Raw genomic sequence first — 19,009 nt, 5'->3', positions numbered from 1 at the left:
GGAAGTCCAACAATAGGAGGAAAATATATTATATGAAGAAACTTTTAAGTTTATTAGCAGCTACAGGATTAGTTGCTACGAGTGGAAGTGTTGCAGTTGCATGTAACAAAAAAGCAGATGATAAAGCAACTACTGATAAAAAAGATTTAGGATCATTAGCAAAAAAAGAATTAGGAGAAATCCAATTAAGTGCTGGTGAAACAATGCCATCAGTTAAGGAATTGGTGGCAGCTATAAACAAAGCTAATGCATCATACGGTTTAGGTGAAAGTGATGTTGAAATTGCTACATCTCCTGCACAAACAGTTACAGGAGCAACTTTAAAAGCAAAAGCAGCTTCAACTAAATTTACAGGAAGTGTTGCTGTTACTTATACAGTAAAAGAATTTGTAAAACAAGATTTATCAACAATTACAGGAAATGATTTAAAATTAACTCCAACAGCAAATACACAAGCAGCAGCTGAAACAGCAGCAATTGCAAAAATTAAAGAAAAATTAGGAGTAGATGTTGTTAAAGATACAGACTTTACAGATACTTACAAAGAAGCAACTGAAGCAAGCAAACCAGGAAGTTTGGTTGTAACTGCAAAAACAGGAAGCAAACTTTTAACTGAATCTAAATCAGTTACATTTAGTTTAGCTTATGTTGCACCAGGTACTTCACCATCAATTCCAGATGTAAGTGCACCAGAAGTTAAAATTGGAGAAACAAAATCATTTGATGTAACAGTTGAAAATGGTGATGGAAAAACATCAATGAGTGCAGATGTAAAATCAGATAGCACTGCATTTTTAGAAGAAGTTAGCGCAGTTGTTGATGGTTCTAACAAAAACAAATTTACAGTATCATACAAAGGTAAAGCAACTAGTGATGCAGCAAAAATAACTCTAACTTATGGAAAAATCACAAAAGATGTAACAGTTAAAGTTACTGCTGCAGAAACTGTTACAAAAGATGATTTAAGCAAAGTGACAGATAAAACAATTGAAAACTCTGATAACCAAGAAGGAACTGCTCAAACAGCTGCACTTGCCAAAATCAATGCTAAATTTAGCAATAAAAATTATACAGCTCAAGATTTAAAATTTACTAATTTTCAAGCAGCGGGTCAATCAGGTAAAAAAGGTTCAATACAAGTTGATCCAGCTGATCAAAGCACAAAATTAACAGGTACTGTTACATTTACATGACCTGCTTTAGGATAATAAACTTTAATTAACCTACAATATAAAAAAACTTTTATTTAGTTTTTAACTAATTAAAAGTTTTTTCTTTCAATTATAATATTTGTTTATTAATTGCAAATGTTATAATAGAACTAGTTGGTGGTAAATAACCAACGCACAATAGGAGGAATAATAGTATGAAAAAACTATTAAGTTTATTAGCAGCAACAGGACTAGTTGCTACAAGTGGAAGTGTTGCAGTTGCATGTAATAAAAAAGCCGATGACAAAGCAACAACAACCGCTAAAAAAGATTTAACAAAAATTGGAGAAGCTAATTTAAAATTGGCACCAAATGCAAATGATGAAGCAGCAGCTAAATCAGCAGTAATCGATCAAATCAAAACAAAATTAAATGTAACAGTAGTTGAAAAAACTGATATTACATTTAGTGATTTTGCAAAAGCAGAATCAAGTCAAAAAGCTGGATCAATTAAAGTTACAGCTGTAGAATCAAGTGCATTAATTACTGGAAGTGCTACTTTTTCATTAACATTTAAAGAAGCTGGTGAAACAACTTCACCATCAATTCCAGATGTAGAAACTCAGTCAGTAAAAGTAAATGAAACAAAAACTTTTGATGTGACTATTCAAAATGGGGATAATAGCACAATATTAAAAGCAAATGTTAAAGAAAGTGAAGATTATTTAAAAGATGTAAAAGCAGAAGTTAAAGCTTCACAAGATAATAAAAATATTTTCACAGTTTCATTTACAGGTAAAACTGCTCATGAAGGAGCAACAATAGTTTTAACTTATGGAGAAATAACTAAAAATGTTACAGTTAATGTAAACAATGCAGACTCAGAAATTAAAGATTTAAAAGATTTAGCAAAAAGTATAAATCCTGCAAAAAACACTGAGGAAGAAGCAAAAAAAGCAGCTAAATCAGCAATCGAAGGTTTCGCTGCAGGTGCAAAAGAAGGTACAGATTATGACTTTGGTAAATTTAAAGCAGCACAAGCAGGTGACTTGGATGCTGTAACCAATGGTGAGTTACCAGTTAATTCACATTCAGGAAGTAAATTATTAAAAGGTTCAGTAACACTTACTTGAACAGTAACTGAAACTAAATAGTTTCAAAAAACTTTTATTTAAACAATAAAAGTTTTTTTAAACCTATTATTTAATTTTTAAATAAAGATTTTTTATGACAAATAAAATTATTTAAAGCACTTGAAAATAAATATTAGTAAATGATAAAATTTTACTAGTTGGTGGTAAATAACCAACGCACAATAGGAGGAATAATAGTATGAAAAAACTATTAAGTTTATTAGCAGCAACTGGATTAGTTGCTACAAGTGGAAGTGTTGCGGTTGCATGTAATAAAAAAGCGGATGACAAAGCAACAACATCTACTAAAAAAGATTTAACAAAAATTGGAGAAGCTAATTTAAAATTAGCACCAAATGCAAATGATGAAGCTGCAGCTAAATCAGCAGTTATCGATCAAATCAAAGCAAAATTAAGTGTAACAGTAGTTGAAAAAACTGATATTACATTTAGTGATTTTGTAAAAGCAGAATCAAGTTCAAAAGCTGGATCAATTAAAGTTACAGCTGTAGAATCAAGTACATTAATTACTGGAAGTGCTACTTTTTCATTAACATTTAAAGAAGCGCAAGCATCAACAAAAACACAACTAAATAAAGTTGTTAAAGTTGCGCAACTAGATAAAATTGATTTTAGTGCTGAAAAACCAACAGCTGAGGACTTATTAAAAGGTATAAAAGCTAAAAATAGTGATTTACCAAGTGATTTTTCAATAAATGATTTTACTATTGAAAATAGTCCAGAACAAACTACAACAACTGCAACCATTAAAGGGGCAGGAGATAAATATGAAGGAACAGTTGCTTTGACATATTCTAAAAAAGAAGCAGTGAATGCACCTGTATTAGCATTCGGTGGAGAAAATGTTCAAGAAAATGCTATTGAAATTAAACAATCAGTTGGAAATGGAAAAGCAACAATTATAATCAAAGTTACAAATAAAATTGAAACAGAAAAAGCTAAAGCAATTTCAGCAACATCAGGTAATGTACAAGTTGAACAAAACTCTGAGGGAGTTAATTTAGACACATATAATTTTATATTGACAGGATTAAAAAACTCAGAAGAAACATCAGTTACTTTTTCATATAAAAATGCTAAAGATTTAGTTTTAAAAGTTAAAACATCTGGATTTAGTGGATAAAAAAATTAAAAGACCCATTAGGTCTTTTTTATTTAATAATAAATTATTTTAAATATTATCTCAACTATAACAAAAAGAAAGAAAATTATTTTAAAAATAAAATGTTATTATTATTTATGTTGGTGGTAAATAACCAACTCACAATAGGAGGAAATAACAATTATGAAAAAACTATTAAGTTTATTAGCAGTAACAGGTTTAGTTGCTACAAGTGGAAGTGTTGCAGTTGCATGTAAAAAAGAACCTGCAAATAATACAAGTAACAATACTGATAAAAATACAGAAAAAAAAGATTTAACAAAAATAACAGAACAAGATTTAAAAATATCACCAGAAAGTAATGAAGAAACAGAAGCGAAAGCAGCAGTTTTAGCTCAAATTAAAACTGTTCTTAAAATAGATGTTGTGGAAAACACAGACATTACTTTTAGTGATTTTACAAAAGCTACAAGTGCTGAAAAAACCGGTAAAATCATAGTATCAGCTGTAGAATCAAGTAAATTAGTTTTAGGAAAAGTAACTTTCATTTTAAATTATTTTGAACCAAAAGATATTTCTGAATTGAAAGGTAATGATGTTGTTTTACAAATTCAAGGTAATAGTATTGAAATTGCAAAAGAAGCAGTTATAAATAAAATTAAATCAAAATTTAAAGTTACAGTAGTTGAAAACACAGACGTTACTTTTAGTGACTTTACAGCACCTGAAGAAGGAATGACAAAAAATGGTAAAATCACAGTTAAATCAGTATCTACAAGTAAAGTCCTTGTTGCAGACAAAACAGCTACATTTGGTTTGCTTGATGTAAAAAAACCCGAAGGTAAAGCTGATCTAGCTAAATTGAGTGAACAAGAATTACAAATTACCAATGAAAATAGTATGGATGAAAGTAAAACAAAAAATTATATTTTAGGTGTAATTAATTTAAAATTCAAAGCTTATGGTGTAACATACAAATTAGAAGATCTTAAATTTGGAGTTTTTAAGGCCCCTTCAGGATCACAAGATAGTTCAATCACAGTAGAACCTGCAAAAAGCAACACAACATTAACAGGTACTGCAACATTTGTTCTTAAAGGAAAAGCGGAGTAAAAAATATTTTAAATAATTAAAAAAACTTATTCTAATAATTAAAGAATAAGTTTTTTTAATTAAATTTTATTATTAAATAATTTTCACATCTTAATTTATTAAATAAAAAATAATATATTTATATTTCAATTCAAAATCTTTTAGTGATTTGATCACCTTTTTTATAAGTGTTTTCATAAACACCCTTATTTTTTAAAATTACCTTTTCACTTGCTATATTATCTTGTGCACAAGTTACTAACACTTTATTAATATTATATTTTTTAAGAATTTCTAGCCCTTGTTTTAAAACTTCTGTTCCATAACCTTTTTGACGATATTGAGGACTTATAGAATAACCAATGTGACCACCATGATTTAATAAATCTTGATTTAATTCTAATCGCAAGTTTGTAAATCCAATTACAACATTTGCTTCATCAACTACTAGAAATTGTTTAAAAGGTACTTTATTTTTAGATACTTTTTGTTCATTAACATAGTTGATTCATTCTTCAATTGATGCAAAAGATAGCAAACTAGCAGATCCATTAATCCCATTACTAATATCATCATACTTTTTAAAGTCATCAATTAAGTTATTAATTTGTTTAATGTTTTTTAAGTTTGGTTTTACTAATTTAACTTTCATTATTTTTTTCCTTTTTTATTAAAAAGATTATAACTTGTTTTAAATAAAAAAATAAGCAAAGGACGTTTAAATACTCTAATTTTTTATAAATTGTATAATAAATCTATAAAACTATTAAATAACTTATTTTTCATATAAAAATATTTTAAATATAATTTAAAATAAGAGTTCTAATTAAGAAAAAAATTATACTACACATATAATGTCTTTAAATTTCATACAAAATTGTATAGAATTTTTTTAGTTGGTGGTAAAAACCAACGCACAATAGGAGGAATAACAATTATGAAAAAACTATTAAGTTTATTAGCAGCTACAGGATTAGTAGCTACAAGTAGTTCAGTTGCTGTTGCATGTAACAAAAAAGCAGATGACAAAAAAACTGAAGAAACTACAACTACAATCAAAGATTTATCAACATTATCAGGAGATAAATTAAACATTACTCCAGAAGATGATACTCAAGATAAAGCTGAAGAAGCTGTAATTGCACAAATCAAAAAAGAATTAGGTGTTGACGTAGTTAAAGCTACTGATGTAACTTTTGACGGATTCAAAAAAGCTGAAAAAGAAACAGATGGAAGCATTAAAGTGACTGCCGCTTCAACAAGTAAATTAGTAAAAGGAACAGTTACATTTGTATTAAAACAAAAAGCAGCTGAACCTGAAGAAGCAAAAAAACCCGTTATTACTTTAGAAGCTAAAAGTTTAAGTGAGGGTGCTCTTGATATTAAAGCCGATAATTCTACATTAACAACTGTAACTATCAAAGTTGCTAACCCAGTATCTGAAAAATCACCAAAAGCTACATTAGGTTCAGAAACTGATAAAACAAAATTAGTAATTGGAGAAGTTACAGGTAAAGCTGGACAAGAGTCATATACATTTACATTAAAAGCTACTGAACAATTTACAAATTTTGTATCAGTAACTGTATCATATGATAATGCTGAATCAGTAACATTAAAAGTTACAGCTAAAAATGCTTAATTAAAATATTTATTATTTAAAAATCTTGTGTTTGAATAAGCACAAGATTTTTTAATTTTTAATATAATCTTTTGTATAAATGCTACCACTATTTAAATTTAGTGAGCAAATAAAACATTAATGTTATAATACTATTAGTTGGAAGATCCAACAATAGGAGGAAAATATATTATATGAAGAAACTTTTAAGTTTATTAGCAGCTACAGGATTAGTTGCTACAAGTGGAAGTGTTGCAGTTGCATGTAACAAAAAAGCTGTTGATACTGCAAGTACAGCATCAACAGATTTATCAACAATTAAAGGAGCTGACTTAACTGTTAAACCAAGTGATAATACTGAAGCAGCAGCAAAAACAGCAGTTCTTGCTCAAATTAAAACAAAATTAAAATTAACTATTGATGTAAAAGAATCAACAGATGTTGTATTTAGTGCATTTAGTGCAGCTACATCAGCAAAAACAGGAAGCATTGTTGCAACAGCAGCTGACGCAAGTAAAGTACTTACACCTAAAAAAACAGCTACATTTGCATTAACATATGTTGCACCAGCAGGTAAAAAAGATTTAAGTACTATAACAACTAAGGAATTAGGAGAATTTTCAGGAGTTGGTGACAAACCAACAGTTGGTGAAGTTGTAAAACAAGTAAATGCTAAAAATGAAGGATTAAACTTATCAGTAGATGATGTTGATATGACAAAACCAAGTGATAAAGAACTTACAGCTTCAGCTACTTTAACAGCAAAATCAAATTCAACTAAATTTGAAAAAGCTGTTACTGTAACTTATACATATACTAAAAGTGCAGGAGAAACTACAAAACCTGTAATTAGTGTTAAAAATGGAAGTGTTGCAGTTAGTGGTGCAGTTGATGTTATTGTTGGTACACCTGTAACTTTAACAATTGAAGTTGCAAATAAAAGTGGACAAACATTACCAACTGTAACTGTGCCTGAAGCAAATAGTGCTGCTTTAGAAGCAAGTGCAGTTACAGAACAAGGAGATAATTTCCAAGTAACATTAACAGCAAAAGGAAAAGTTGATGTAAGTGGAATTAAAGTAGCGGTTGCATATGAAGGAGCAGAATCAGTTGAAGTAACTGTAAATGTTAAAAAACAAGCAACTCAAGGAGCAACACCAGAAATTTCATTGTCAAAAAATAGTGTTGATATTAAATTAGTAAGTGGGAGCTCTCAAACAGCCACTAATGTTGCAATTACTATTACTAATCCAGCTGGAAGCACAAAACCAACAGCAGCTCTTGTTACTGGTGGAGATAGTGAAAACCTAACTTTGGGGCAAATAACAGGTGATAATTCACCATACACATTGCCATTGACACCAGTTAAAGCAAAAGATGGAGTACAAGTTAAAATTTCATATGCTGGAGCACAAGATGTTACTTTAACAGTTAATGTAAAATCAGCAGATCAATAATCTAGGAAAGATAATAGACAAATTAATAAATACAAAATTATATGAAAGGTTTTTTTCATATAATTTTTTTATATAATGCAAAGTCTAAAACTTGCAAAATAACACCCAAGGAGTATAATACTATTAGTTGGAAGATCCAACAATAGGAGGAAATATATTATATGAAGAAACTTTTAAGTTTATTAGCAGCAACAGGATTAGTTGCTACAAGTGGAAGTGTTGCAGTTGCATGTAACAAAAAAGCTGACGATAAAGCAGCAGCTACTACAAAAGATTTATCAACAATTACAGGAGATAGTTTAAAATTAGCTCCAACAGCAAATGATCAAGCAGCAGCTGAAACTGCAGCAATTGCTAGAATTAAAGAAAAATTATCAGTAGATGTAGTTAAAGGTACTGACTTTACAATTGGTGAAAAAGACTTTACAGCAGCAACTAGTTCAGCTGCAGGATCATTAAAAGTAACTGCAAAAACAGGAAGTACAAAATTAACTGAAGGTAAAACAGTTACATTTAGTTTAACTTACAAAGCGGCTGAAGCAGCTAAAACTGATTTAAGCAAAATGACTACAAAAGCATTAGGAGAATTTAAATTAGCAACAGTTGACACTAAACCAACATTAACAGAGTTAGTTTCAGCTGTTAACAAGGTAAATTCAAATTACGATCTTGCTGAAAGTGATGTTGAAATCGCATCAAGTCCTGCACAAACAACTACAGGAGCTACATTAACAGCAAAATCTGATTCAGCTAAATTTACAGGAAGTGTTGCTGTTACTTATACAGTAGCTAAAGCTGAAGAAGCAAAAAAACCTGTTATTACATTAGACGGTATTTCAGAAAATAAATTAGATATTACTTTAAACTCAGGTAATGCAAAAAAAGATCAAGATGTTACAATTAGTGTTGCAAATTCTGTTAGTGGGACATTACCAACTGTAAAAGTGGCAGATGGAAATGATGCTAATTTAAGTGCTGGGGCAGTATCAGCTATTCAAGATCAATCAGGAAAATTTAAAGTTACATTATCTGCTAAAGCAGCTAAAGATAGTATTGTAGTTACATTTTCATACGCAAAAGCTGATAATGTTACATTAACAGTTAATGTTAAAGCAAACGGTTAATATAGCGTTAATAAACTTAATTTTACTAAAATATATCAATTTTATTGATATATTTTTTTATTTTCACACATAAAGTAGTATAATACTATTAGTTGGAGTAAAAAGCCAACAATAGGAGGAAATATATTATATGAAGAAACTTTTAAGTTTATTAGCAGCAACTGGATTAGTTGCTACAAGTGGAAGTGTTGCAGTTGCATGTAACAAAAAAACTGATGATAAATCAGCTACTACTAAAAAAGATTTAGCAACAATTACAGGAGATAGTTTAAAATTAGCTCCAGAAGCAAATGATCAAGCAGCAGCTGAAAAAGCAGTTATTGATCAAATTAAAGCAAAATTAACTGTTACAGTTGTTAAAACAACAGATGTTGTATTTAGTGATTTTAAAGCAGCTGAATCAAGCGACAAAGCAGGAAGTATTGTTGTAACGGCAGCTGAAAAAAGCACACTTGTTACAGGAAAAGCTACTTTTGCTTTAACATTTAAAGCAGCTGAATCTAGTTCAGTTAAAAAATTAGATGATATTACACCAAAAGAATTAGCTCCAGATGACCAAACAGTTGAAAAAGCTAAAGCAGCTGCAACTGCAGCAATTGTTGCATATGCATCAGGTGCTAAAGAAACTACTGATTATGTATTTGGTGATTTTAAAGCAGCTGAATCAAGTGATAAAGCAGGTTCATTAGTTGTAACAGCAGCTTCAGATAGTAAATTACTTTCAGGAACAGTTACATTTAGTTTAAAATTCAAAGCAGCTGAATCTAGTTCAGTTAAAAAATTAGATGATATTACACCAAAAGAATTAGCTCCAGATGACCAAACAGTTGAAAAAGCTAAAGCAGCTGCAACTGCAGCAATTGTTGCATATGCATCAGGTGCTAAAGAAACTACTGATTATGTATTTGGTGATTTTAAAGCAGCTGAATCAAGTGATAAAGCAGGTTCATTAGTTGTAACAGCAGGTTCAGGAAGTAAATTACTTTCAGGAAAAATTACATTTATTTTAAAATTCAAAGGTTAATATACAAATGAAAATCAGTTTAATATAGCTGATTTTTTATTTCAATATTAATTGCTTTTCACTATTATAAGAGTAAAATAATAATAGTTGGAAGATCCAACAATAGGAGGAAATATATTATATGAAAAAACTTTTAAGTTTATTAGCAGCAACAGGTTTAGTTGCTACGAGTGGAAGTGTTGCAGTTGCATGTAACAAAAAAGCTGATGATAAAGGAACAGCTACTACAAAAAAAGATTTAAGTGCATTAGCAAAAAAAGAATTAGGAGAAATCCAATTAGGTGTTGATGAAACAATGCCATCAGTTAAAGAATTAGTGGCAGCCGTAAACAAAACAAATGCATCATATGGATTAGGTGAAAGTGATGTTGAAATTGCTAAATCTCCTGCACAAACAGTTACAGGAGCTACATTAACAGCAAAATCAACTTCAACTAAATTTACAGGAAGCGTTGCTGTTACTTACACAGTAAAAGCTTTTGCAAAATTAGACTTGTCAACAGCGATTACAGGAGCTGACTTAACAGTTGCACCAACTGCAAATGATGAAACAGCAGCAAAAACAGCTGTTTTAGCACAAATTAACTCAAAATTATCAATTACTGCAAAAGAAACAGATGATGTTGTGTTTAGTGGATTTAGTGCAGCAACTGATGCAAGCCATCCAGGACAAATCGTTGCAACAGCAGCTGATTCAAGTAAATTACTTACAGCTAAAAAAGCAGCTACATTTGTTTTAACATTTAAAGCTGGTGATACACCATCTACAACTCCAGTTATTGGAGCACAACAAGATGTAACAATGAAAATGGGTGAATCAAGTAACAAAAAAGAATTAACAGTTTCAGTTACAAATGTTGTTTCAGGAAAAGCTTTAACAGCTACTTCAGCAGATGACACAACAGTATCTGTAGCAGTTGAAGCAGCATCAACAAAAGCCGATGGAAGTTACAAAGTTACTTTAACTTCTAAAAAAGCTGGTGGACCAGTAGAAATTACTTTAAAATATGATGGAGCAAGTGATGTTAAATTTAACGTTACAGTTCAAGCGGCAGAAGCAGCTCAAACTCCAGTTTTAACATTTGGAGAAAGTTTACAAAGTGGTGCAACAGTTGATTTAGCAAATAAAGAAGCAAAAACAATTACAGTTAATGTTGCTCACCCTAAAACAGATAAAAAAATAACAGCAGCAAAAGGTCAAGAAGCTGGAGCGGCTAGTTTAACTGTTGGAGAAGTAACCGGAACAAATGGTGCAACATCTTACACATTTACACTAACTGCATCAGCAAAAATTACAACTGAACAAGGTGTTACTGTAACAGTTAGTTATGATGGAGCACAAGCAATCACATTAAAAGTAACAGCTACAAATGTAGAATAATACAAAAAACTATATTACAAAACCTAAACCTTGAATTTAAAAACTTCAAGGTTTTTTTAATTCTAAAGCACACATATTTAAGTTAAAATTAATTAAAAGGATATGATCAATAATGAAAAATATCATACTATTTAATATAAATAGAAACTTTAAAAATAAGTATTTTTCAATTATCTATCTAATTTGCTTATTAGCAATAATTGCTATTAGTTTTTACTTATTTACATTTGAAACTAATTTATCACAAAATACTTTTCAAGGTTTATATATTGGAATAATAAGTTTTTGAATTTTATTACTTTTTTATGTCAATCTTTGTTTTATATCTAATGCCATGATTTTAGATACTAGTAATGGAATCTTAAACTTAGAATTATCCAAAAAATATCGCCATATTGAATTGTTATTTTATAAACTATTTGCTAATAAAATAATTACGATTCCCACAAATTGTTTTTTAATGTTTTTACTATATCTTGGCTTATATATAATAAATCCAATAGATTATGATTTTTTTAAATCATCGCTTTTATTTGGTTTATTAACTTTTTTTGTACTAGACTTAGTATTTAGCTCTTTATTAATATTATTTTGTTCATTTAAAAATACGCGAATTGTTTACTTTTTAAGTTCTGCAATTTTTGTATTTTATATGTTTTCTCCATTATTGGGAAAGATTCAACAAATTGCTGCTCCAAATGAATACTCACAAACTGGTTCACTTCCAGAATATGAGATTCAATCTGTCATTGATCTTGAAAAATTATCTAAAAACCAAGAGGGAATAGTTTATAACTTAATGAAAAACTTTAGTAGTTTAAATAATGATTATGCATATACTTTAAGTGCTAAACCAGAAAGTAATAATAGTAGTTGTAGACCAAATGGGTATGATTGCTTATATCAAGCAAGTAGAGTTAGTGATTTAAACTATTATAAATATATGGGTGGTTATAACTATATTATTAAATCAGGGTTAATGCTTGATTCACTATATTTTTTAAATAACAGTCCTTCAACTAATACAAACTTTACTTACAGTTTGTCACCAAATTATCAAAAATCAAAAGTTTACTTATTTTTAATAAATACTTTATATCAAAGCAATAATACAGATCACTTTAAAGATACATTTTACTATAAACCAAGTAAAGCCAACTTATCTGGAGAAGATCAACTATATGATTACACAAATTGATTAATAAAAGATAGTACCATTGCAAATATCAAATCAAGCTTAAATTTAACTATTAGTGATAGTGATATTAAAAATGAAGTTAAAAGTTTAAATCGAATAGTAATTAATGACTTTACTAAAAGTTGATATGACAATCAACAAAAATATGTTAATAATAAAAAGTATGTTTCTAATGGTTGAATTAAAGACAGAGATGATGAAATCCAATCACAAGGTAAAGAACCAGTTTTAAAATTAGTTGATGAAAATCAAATTTATCAAAACTCAATTTTAAAAAACGGTAACAAATTATATATGGCAGTATTTTTTAATTTAATTGATAGTTATTTAAGTTATAACTCAACTACTGATAGCCTTGCATGAAATACATATAGATATGAACAAATTTATCAAGATATTACTAATAAAAGTATGAAATATACAAAATACTTTATTAGTAATCCATTCTATTTTCATCAATATTTATTTATGTATTTAAACCCTAATATGGGTTATGCAAATGAACAAAAAGCTTTATATTATAGTCCTTTTGAAGAACTTCCTGTTAGAACTTATGGATATATAAAAAATAATAACTATGAACCATTAGAATATGATAATGATTTTACAAATATCAATAAACCAAGATCTTTGCTTTATCAAGATCTTGAAAAAATTTATACCAAAGAAATGAAATTAACAAACAGGGTTGTTAATACAAACTTTGTTATAATTGGTTATCTTTTTGTTTGTCTACTTTTTGGTTCAATTGGTATAGTTATTTATAAAAAGGTCAATGTTATTTAAAAAAAATATGAGATTATCTTAATAGATAATCTCATACGAATATTTAGCAAGTATAATTTTTTTTAAAACTACAATTACTAAATAAATGCCTGCTAGGATACTGTGTGTTTATATCTATAAATACAGTAAATATAGATAGTTTTATATCATTAACAATTAGTAAATTGTTAACTGAGCAGAACAAATATATTTTAACAAAGGAGTTCAAAATGAGCAAAAAAAATGATATCTTTTTTAACAAATTTGTGAAATTTGTTATTCAACCCCAAGAAACTCTTTATATATTAAATAATATTTATGATATGAAATATAATGATGAAAGTATTGAAAAACCAATAGGATACATTAATATGAAGTATTATTTTTATGATATTGGTAAGATTCGTGAAATAACTTTTATAAATTGCTATTATTATAAATGAATTTTTAAAAACTTTTTTAAATTATGGGGTGCGATATCCCTTACATTAGACCATTATCATTGTTTTTCTTTGAGAGTACATAAGCAAATAGCAAATTTTATAAAAAATGTCGATGATGATGGCAAGGGTGACCATGTTTATGAAGAAACTATAAATGCACCATTTTTCACTTTTTATGAAAATACCACATTATCACAAATCATAGAAAATAATTATAAAAATAAAAAATATAATTTTTTTTGTAAAATTGATATAAAAAATTTTTTTCCATCAATATATTCACACACACTTCAATGAATAGTTGATAATGATTTTACAAAAGGTAAATATTTATATGATAATAATCAAAGTCATCACTATTTTTTAAAAGATTTTGAAAAAATTATCACATTACCAATACGAAGTGAGACTAATGGTATACCAATAGGTCCAGAGCTCTCTAGATTATTTGCAGAATGTTTAATGGGAAAAATTGATTGAGCAGTATATTATGAACTAGAAAATCTACATGAAAAGGATTATGAAGTTATAAGATATGTTGATGATATATATATATTTTCTGAAAGTGAAAATACTATTGAAAATATTCGCAAATTTTATGAAAAAAAACTAAAAAATATCAAGCTATATCTTAAAGAAACTACCAATAAAAGTATATATAATTTTAAAGATTTGAAGTATTACTATAATATAAGAAAAAAAGTAAAAAAATTATTAAAAAGGTATAAATTCAGTATGCAACTTCAAAATAAACTTTCAAAATACATCAAAAAATTTAGTATTAAGGGTAAAGAACAAAAAGAGATAATATATATGAGAGATGCAACTTTTGTTAGTTATATTTTTTCTATATTAAGAAAAAAATCAAAGACTTTATTAAAAAAATGTGAGACTAACCACAAAAAAATTAAATTAAATAAAAAAATCAAGGTAGATAAAAAAAATAAAAATATGCTAAACAAGTCTTTAATTTTTATAATTAGGTTTTTAATTAATCATTGCGAGTTTGTAAATTATAAAAAAATTGAACTATTGTTAGTAACTTTTCAAGATAAAAAGGATTTACTAAAAAGTTATAAAATATATTTTAAAAAATTTTTGCAAAAATACTTAGACCTTTTAATTAAAAAACTAGATAACAATTTTTTTACAATAGATTTAGCGAATTTAATTTTAATAAATGATGTCATACTAAAGAATGATTTAAACGATGTTGTAGAAAATATCTTAAATAAGTGAAATCCCGAGCTTGATTGAGATAATTGAGTTTTGGTTACAACGATACTATTTTTTTGCAAAAAAAATGAGTATTGATCAGAAGAAATTGAAATGAAATTTACTAAATATATAAACAAAGTAAATATTGAGTTAGCAAAATATTTAACCGAAAAAAGTAGCTTCGATTGAAAATTTATAAAAACTGAAAATTACTCAACTTACGCAACACTATCTCATTATTTTTCTTTTCTAAACAATAAATTAAAAAATGCAAATAATTCTAACTTAAGTAAAATGATTTTTCAGCTAAAAAATGTAGAAAATAAAGACAACTTTTTTTGAAAAACTAATTTTTTCAATATATTTATGCATGATTTATCAGAAGATGATTTATGAAACAAAATTATAGAAAGCTGTGAAAAATGAAATGGATTTAAATATGAGAAATAAAAATAATTTTAATATAAAAAAAATTCTTTCTGATGAAAATTTTAAAAAACTAGAAGATAATTTTTATATAAAAGATAATTTTTACAAAAAAGTTTATTTTAGTAAAAAACAGCTGTATTTCATAGTTGAGTCATTTTATATGGAAAGTTATGGATTAAATAAAATTATTAGAAGTAAGCTCTTTAATAGGATAAAAGCTATTTTGATCGATTTTGATTTAAAAAATAGCATAATTACTAAAAAACTTAAAAATCTGAGTACTTCGGTAAGCAAATTTGATCAAAAAACAAAAAAATACAAGCGTTTCAAAAAAAATATAAAAAAAGCTATAGATTATAATTTAAGGAAAAATTTTTTTAAATATGAGATACTTGAAGATTTGTTATTTAATTGCCTGAAATCAATAAAGAATAAAAATTACAGTTTTTATAAATACATGAAATGATCAAATAATAAAAGAGAAATATTCAACCAAAGTTTTAAAGATAAAATTGTATCGAATTATATATTCAAAATAGTTAGTAAAAATAGCTTATTCAATCATAGGCAGTCAAGAAATAAAATAATATATAATTTATATAGTACTTTGAATAATATTTTAATTCAAAAACAAATGAAGTTACCAATTATGAAGATAGATATTAAAGGTTATTTCAATTCAATTGATTGAAGGGCCATTGATTGACAAGAAATTGAAAAAGACTTAGATAAAGATATTGCTTGAAAAAAAATTTTAAAAAGAAAGTATGACATAAAAGATACAAAAATTTTGTTGCATTTTATAAAAGGTGCTTTTCAAAAGTCAAATCAAAAAATAGGTCTCCCACAAGGAATAAATTTCTCATCTTTATTTGCAGAATGGTATGCAATTAAAAAAATCGATAAATTAATTAAAATGAAAACCTATAATATGTTGGGTTATTTTAGATATGTTGATGATATTTTAATAATATTTAATAACTTAAATAATTCCGAATTACTAATGAATAAAATTAGAAATTTATTTAAAACACTGAATTTAAGTTTAAACACTAAAAAAAGTACTGTTTTTATTTATGAACCTATTTCAGAAAAAAAGAATAAGAAAAACAAACAAAAAAATTCAGAAACAAAATTTACATTTGAAAATTTAGATAAAAAATCTCATGATAAAACACTCAAATATTTAGGTTATGAATTTATATTTGAGGATAATAATTTAAAAATTAAAATAGATAGTAGTAAGTTTACTAAAAAACTAAAGTATTGAAAAAGTTATCTAAATTATTACCTAAATGACATAAAAAGTTATGAAAAATGTAAAGTATTAATACAAAAGGCTTTTTATAAAAGGGTTTTTTACAAAGATAAAATTAAATACACAACAGGTTTTTTAAATAATTATAAATTTATAAATAATCTTAATCAAATAAAGCATTTACAAAGTTTTTTTGTTAGAGAAATCTTAAAAATTATCATAAATAAAAATATCAAAATAACAAAACAGACTGTAATAGATGACTTTGATTTTATATCCAACTTTTTTAGTTAAATTAAAACTATTTTTGTAATAAATATTGGTGTTCTAAAAACAAAATAACAATAATTTAAGTTAAAATAAACTTAAAGGATAATGAGTAGTAATGAAACATGTAATATTGTTTAACATAGGAAGAAACTTTAAAAATAAGTATTTTATACTTGTTATTTTATTGAGTGTCATTGGAGTAATTGCATCAAACTTTAGCTTATTTATTTTAAATACTAGCTTAAATACTGATAAAACTGTTATGATCTTAATTTTTTCATCACTATTTTGAATAATATTGTTGTTTTATGTTAACTTAGTTTTTATATCTAATGCGATGGTTCAAGATAGTAATAATGGGATTTTAAATTTAGAGTTAGCAAAAAAGTTTCGTCATAGTGAGCTTTTATTTTATAAATTATTTGCCAATAAACTAATTACTATTCCTTTAAATATTTTTTTAATGGTTGTTTTATATTTAGGACTCTACATAGTTAATCCAATTAACTTTGATTATTATAGTTCATCTGTACTTTTTGGTTATCTAACCTTCTTTTTACTAGATCTTGTATTTAGCTGTTTACTAATATTTTTTTGTTCATTTAAAAAAACGCGAATAGTTTATTTTTTGAGTTCTTCAGTTTTTGTATTTTACTTATGTTCACCAATAATTGGTAAAGTTCATATGAGTGGTGCTCAAAGTGATTTTAATTATCTTTGAGAACCACCAAACCTACAAACTCAATCACTTTTAGATCTTGAAAAATTAAGTTATCAACAAGACGGGGTTGTTTATAATTTGATGAAAAACTTTAGTAGTTTAAATGATGATTATAGTTATAAAATAACTGCTAAAAACTCACAAAATGATTCATGTTCAAATGAAGAATATGAATGTTTATATCAAGCAGATACAGTGGGAGATATGAACTTTTATAAATATATGGGTGGTTATAGTTATGTTGCTCAATCAGGATTAATGCTTGACTCTACATATTTTTTAAATAACAGTGTTTCAACCAATAAAAACTTTAGTTATGAAATATCACCAAATTATTCAAAAAATAAAATTTATCAGTTTTTAATAAATACTTTATATCCAAGTGATAATAAAAATCACTATGAAGATACTTTTTATTATCAATGAAGTGCTAAAAATCTTAAAGGACCATCACAATTAAATGATTATTCTATGTGATTACTAAATGATGAAGCAATAGCAAAAATAAAAACAACTTTAAATTTAAATATAAGTAATGGAGATATTAAAAAAGAACTTTATCAATTAAATCAAATAATTATAAGGGATTTTATTTATACATGATCGCGTAGTCCTCAAGAATACTTTGATAGTAGATTTTATTTAGCAGATAAATGAGAACATAATTCAGTTAATGGTTCATGAGGAAGACAAGGTAAACCAAAACTAAATTTAATTAATGAAAGAGACTTATATAATAAAGCTCTATTAAAAGATGGTAATCGATTATATATGGCAATCTTTTTTACCTTAATTGATCGCTATTTAAACTATAATATGGAAAAAATGTATGTATCTTCTAATAAAGAAAGAACAGAAACTAAATATTATGCTGTTAAAAGTCATGATTTAAAGTATTTAAAATACTTTATTGAAAATCCTTTTTATTTTCATCAATATTTACTAATGTATTTAAACCCAAATATGGGATTTGCAAATGAACAATTAACAATGACAAATAGTTATATAGAACCTTTACCTGTAAGAGCCTATCTTTATGAACAAAATAGTGCTTATGAAGAACTTGCATATAATGAAGATGCTTCACAAAATGGAATATTGGTGGCTCCAAGGCAATCAATGTATCAAGATTTTGATAAAATTTTTACAAAAGAGATTAAGCTAACAAATAGAATAGTTGATACTAATTTTGTAGTTCTCGGGTATATTATTTTTTCACTATTGTTGGGAGTTGCTGGATTTAGTTTTTATAAATTGTTTAATGTAATTTAAAAGAAAAAAAATATAAAGTTTACTTTCCCCAAACTTTATATTTTTTTTAACAAATTTATTGATTTTTAACGAGCTTCCTATACAGGAAGGAGTGTTTAATAAAACTAATAGTTTTATTAAACAATTTTATTTTAGCAAATTTTTTTCAAAGTTCAACATTTTTTTAAAAAAATAACACTTTTTTAACACTTTTAACACTTTTTTGGTACAATAATATTAGACTGTAAAAGTAAGTTATTTATGGGCTATTTATATTATAAAAAATACCAAATACTTATTTTTTATAGTTATGTATTATTAAAACTTCAATTTATCGAAAAAAAACAAAT

At 26.5% G+C, this 19,009-nt stretch carries 14 protein-coding genes; 13 read left to right on the top strand and 1 reads right to left on the bottom strand.

From position 1 onward, the window contains the following. Nucleotides 1–32 precede the first annotated feature (32 nt). The 4 genes from SHELI_RS05165 to SHELI_RS05150 all read left to right on the top strand — a co-directional run bounded on the left by SHELI_RS05165 (nt 33) and on the right by SHELI_RS05150 (nt 4,520). Complete coding sequence (locus SHELI_RS05165; RefSeq protein WP_069117305.1) at nt 33–1,208, top strand: lipoprotein; 1,176 nt, start codon at nt 33–35, stop codon at nt 1,206–1,208. A 158-nt stretch (nt 1,209–1,366) separates the two neighbouring features. Then, complete coding sequence (locus tag SHELI_RS05160; protein WP_069117303.1) at nt 1,367–2,305, top strand: lipoprotein; 939 nt, start codon at nt 1,367–1,369, stop codon at nt 2,303–2,305. A gap of 178 nt (nt 2,306–2,483) precedes the next feature. After that, nucleotides 2,484–3,428 (top strand): lipoprotein, encoded by a 945-nt coding sequence (locus tag SHELI_RS05155; protein WP_069117302.1) that lies wholly within the window; start codon nt 2,484–2,486, stop codon nt 3,426–3,428. Nucleotides 3,429–3,590: 162 nt separating this feature from the next. Further along, on the top strand, nt 3,591–4,520 hold the full coding sequence (locus SHELI_RS05150; protein WP_069117300.1) for a lipoprotein: 930 nt from the start codon (nt 3,591–3,593) through the stop codon (nt 4,518–4,520). 118 nt (nt 4,521–4,638) lie between these two features. Here the strand turns inward: SHELI_RS05150 and SHELI_RS05145 are convergent, their stop codons facing one another. Next, the gene (locus tag SHELI_RS05145; protein WP_069117298.1) at nt 4,639–5,151 is read right to left on the bottom strand and encodes a GNAT family N-acetyltransferase; all 513 of its coding nucleotides are present in this window, start codon (nt 5,149–5,151) and stop codon (nt 4,639–4,641) included. A 285-nt stretch (nt 5,152–5,436) separates the two neighbouring features. Here SHELI_RS05145 and SHELI_RS05140 point away from each other — a divergent pair, with 285 nt between their 5' ends. The 9 genes from SHELI_RS05140 to SHELI_RS05100 all read left to right on the top strand — a co-directional run bounded on the left by SHELI_RS05140 (nt 5,437) and on the right by SHELI_RS05100 (nt 18,680). Next, on the top strand, nt 5,437–6,141 hold the full coding sequence (locus SHELI_RS05140; protein WP_069117296.1) for a lipoprotein: 705 nt from the start codon (nt 5,437–5,439) through the stop codon (nt 6,139–6,141). A gap of 173 nt (nt 6,142–6,314) precedes the next feature. Beyond that, the gene (locus tag SHELI_RS05135; protein ID WP_069117294.1) at nt 6,315–7,577 is read left to right on the top strand and encodes a lipoprotein; all 1,263 of its coding nucleotides are present in this window, start codon (nt 6,315–6,317) and stop codon (nt 7,575–7,577) included. 161 nt (nt 7,578–7,738) lie between these two features. Beyond that, nucleotides 7,739–8,701, top strand: a complete 963-nt coding sequence (locus tag SHELI_RS05130; protein WP_069117292.1) for a lipoprotein — start codon at nt 7,739–7,741, stop codon at nt 8,699–8,701. 130 nt (nt 8,702–8,831) lie between these two features. Continuing rightward, a complete protein-coding gene (locus SHELI_RS05125) occupies nt 8,832–9,725 on the top strand; it encodes a lipoprotein (RefSeq protein ID WP_069117290.1) in 894 nt (297 codons plus the stop codon). A gap of 121 nt (nt 9,726–9,846) precedes the next feature. Continuing rightward, a complete protein-coding gene (locus SHELI_RS05120; RefSeq protein ID WP_069117288.1) occupies nt 9,847–11,106 on the top strand; it encodes a lipoprotein in 1,260 nt (419 codons plus the stop codon). A gap of 112 nt (nt 11,107–11,218) precedes the next feature. Continuing rightward, nucleotides 11,219–13,090 carry an ABC-2 transporter permease gene (locus SHELI_RS05115; protein WP_069117286.1) on the top strand — a complete coding sequence of 624 codons (1,872 nt, stop codon included), beginning with the start codon at nt 11,219–11,221 and terminating at the stop codon, nt 13,088–13,090. A gap of 209 nt (nt 13,091–13,299) precedes the next feature. Continuing rightward, entirely contained in the window at nt 13,300–15,180 is a 1,881-nt protein-coding gene (locus SHELI_RS05110; RefSeq protein WP_069117284.1) for an RNA-directed DNA polymerase, read from the top strand. Further along, on the top strand, nt 15,158–16,711 hold the full coding sequence (locus tag SHELI_RS05105; protein ID WP_069117282.1) for an RNA-directed DNA polymerase: 1,554 nt from the start codon (nt 15,158–15,160) through the stop codon (nt 16,709–16,711). The genes SHELI_RS05110 and SHELI_RS05105 overlap by 23 nt, the downstream gene beginning before the upstream one ends. Nucleotides 16,712–16,802: 91 nt before the next feature. Beyond that, nucleotides 16,803–18,680 carry an ABC transporter permease gene (locus SHELI_RS05100; RefSeq protein WP_069117280.1) on the top strand — a complete coding sequence of 626 codons (1,878 nt, stop codon included), beginning with the start codon at nt 16,803–16,805 and terminating at the stop codon, nt 18,678–18,680. Nucleotides 18,681–19,009: the final 329 nt, after the last annotated feature.

The sequence above is a fragment of the Spiroplasma helicoides genome (genome assembly GCF_001715535.1).
Classification (GTDB): Bacteria; Bacillota_I; Bacilli_A; order Mycoplasmatales; family Mycoplasmataceae; genus Spiroplasma_A; species Spiroplasma_A helicoides.
This window is presented reverse-complemented; position numbering and strand designations above follow the sequence as displayed.